The organism is Rhizobium sp. P1_E6, from assembly GCF_056405875.1.
Genome location: NZ_JBFUBG010000269.1, coordinates 1 through 1,520 on the forward strand (window position 1 = coordinate 1; position 1,520 = coordinate 1,520).

The 1,520-nt window shown below is 60.1% G+C and carries 2 protein-coding genes; one reads left to right on the forward strand and one right to left on the reverse strand.

Going from position 1 to position 1,520, the window contains the following annotated elements; all coding sequences use genetic code 11:
* A partial coding sequence (locus AC1D35_RS36110) for a helix-turn-helix domain-containing protein (protein ID WP_477942809.1) occupies positions 1-1,063 on the forward strand: 1,063 nt, incomplete at its 5' end.
* An 82-nt stretch (positions 1,064-1,145) separates the two neighbouring features.
* On the opposite strand, the gene AC1D35_RS36115 is transcribed toward AC1D35_RS36110, so the two are convergent.
* Positions 1,146-1,520 (reverse strand): LysR substrate-binding domain-containing protein (locus AC1D35_RS36115; protein WP_477942811.1); only part of this gene is annotated, 375 nt, incomplete at its 5' end.

Here is a 1,520-nt window from a genome sequence, read left to right on the forward strand (position 1 = left end):
GCAAAACAACGAGCAGCTTGTCGGCCTCAGCGACAGCCTCGGTCGTTCCGCCTCGCTTGCCGAGACGACGTCTTACGAGGAAGTTCGCGACTTCTTTCATTTTGTCGATAACTATATCCACCAGCTCGACATGGAGGCGGAGAAACTGGCGACGGCACTACGGCTTGGGGACGGCGACAACTATTCCGCCCTGTCCGGTTTCTTGAGATCGCAGTACCAGGTCGAGATAAAAAGGTTAGAGCCTGACGATCAAGTGCTCCGCAGGTTTGACAAGACCGCCCGGACTTTGTCCCTGAGCCGCTATGCACCGGCCGCCACCCGCGATTTTCAGATCGCATTGCAGATCGCTCAGCTTCACGCCTCCGACCTCATCGAACCGATCGCGCGCAACGCTAATTTTCGCACTGCCGAAGCGTTGGAAATCTGCAAGATCGGTTTGCAAAACTATTTCGCCGGTGCGCTGCTGCTGCCCTACGGTGAATTCCTAACGGCGGCCAAAGGGCTTCGGCACGACCTGGAATTGCTCGCCGCGCGTTTCGGTGCGAGCCTGGAGCAGGTCTGCCATAGGCTGAGCACGATGCAGCGACCGGGAAACAAAGGTGTTCCGGTCTTTTTTGCCCGCATAGACCGCGCCGGCAACATCACCAAGCGCCATAGCGCGACGAAACTGCAGTTTGCGAGGTTCGGCGCCGCATGCCCGCTCTGGAACGTGCATGAGGCGTTCGAGGCACAGGGCCGTATCATCAGGCAGCTGGCAGAGACGCCGGACGGCGTCAGATATCTCTGTCTCGCCACGCAGATCACCAAATTCGGCTCGGGATTTCATCACCCGCAACCACGCTACGCCATCGCGTTCGGCTGCGAAATCTCCTATGCGCACGCTTTCGTCTATGCGGATGATCTCGACTTGCCCGCCCGCAAGAATTTCGCTCCCATCGGCATTTCCTGCCGGATCTGCGAGCGTGTCGGCTGTCCGCAGCGCGCTGTTCCCCCCTTGATGCGCAAACTTCATGTGGACCACGATGTGCGGACGATTCTGCCTTACAGCATCGGCGAGTCGTAGGTTTCTCCGGTCGATCAACCGCGAGGCACGCAGTGCCTTGTCGGTCCCTGAAATTCGCAGCTCGGCCGGCGACCGGCGGCGTTCATTGCGCCACGAGGGCGCAGATGAATTGGCGGGTCCAATCCTGTGCAGGATGACCCTGAGTGCGCTCGTGCCATAGAAGCTCAAGCTGGAAGCGTTCAAGGAGCCACGGAACATCGACGATTTCAAGCGGCAAGGCCCGGCCTTTCAGCAGGCGCTCTGGAACGAGCGCGACGAGGTCACTGGCGGCGACAATTTCCGGGACGACGAGGAAGGAGGCGGCAGACGCTACGATCATCCGGTGGCGCCCAATCGCTTGCAATGTGGCATCGACCGGAGACGAAAACCCACCGCCAGAGGGAGAGACGATAACCTGTTCCAGCCTTGCGAAGCCCTCAGGCGTGCCCCCCTCGCTGACCCGTGGGTGACCTTTGCG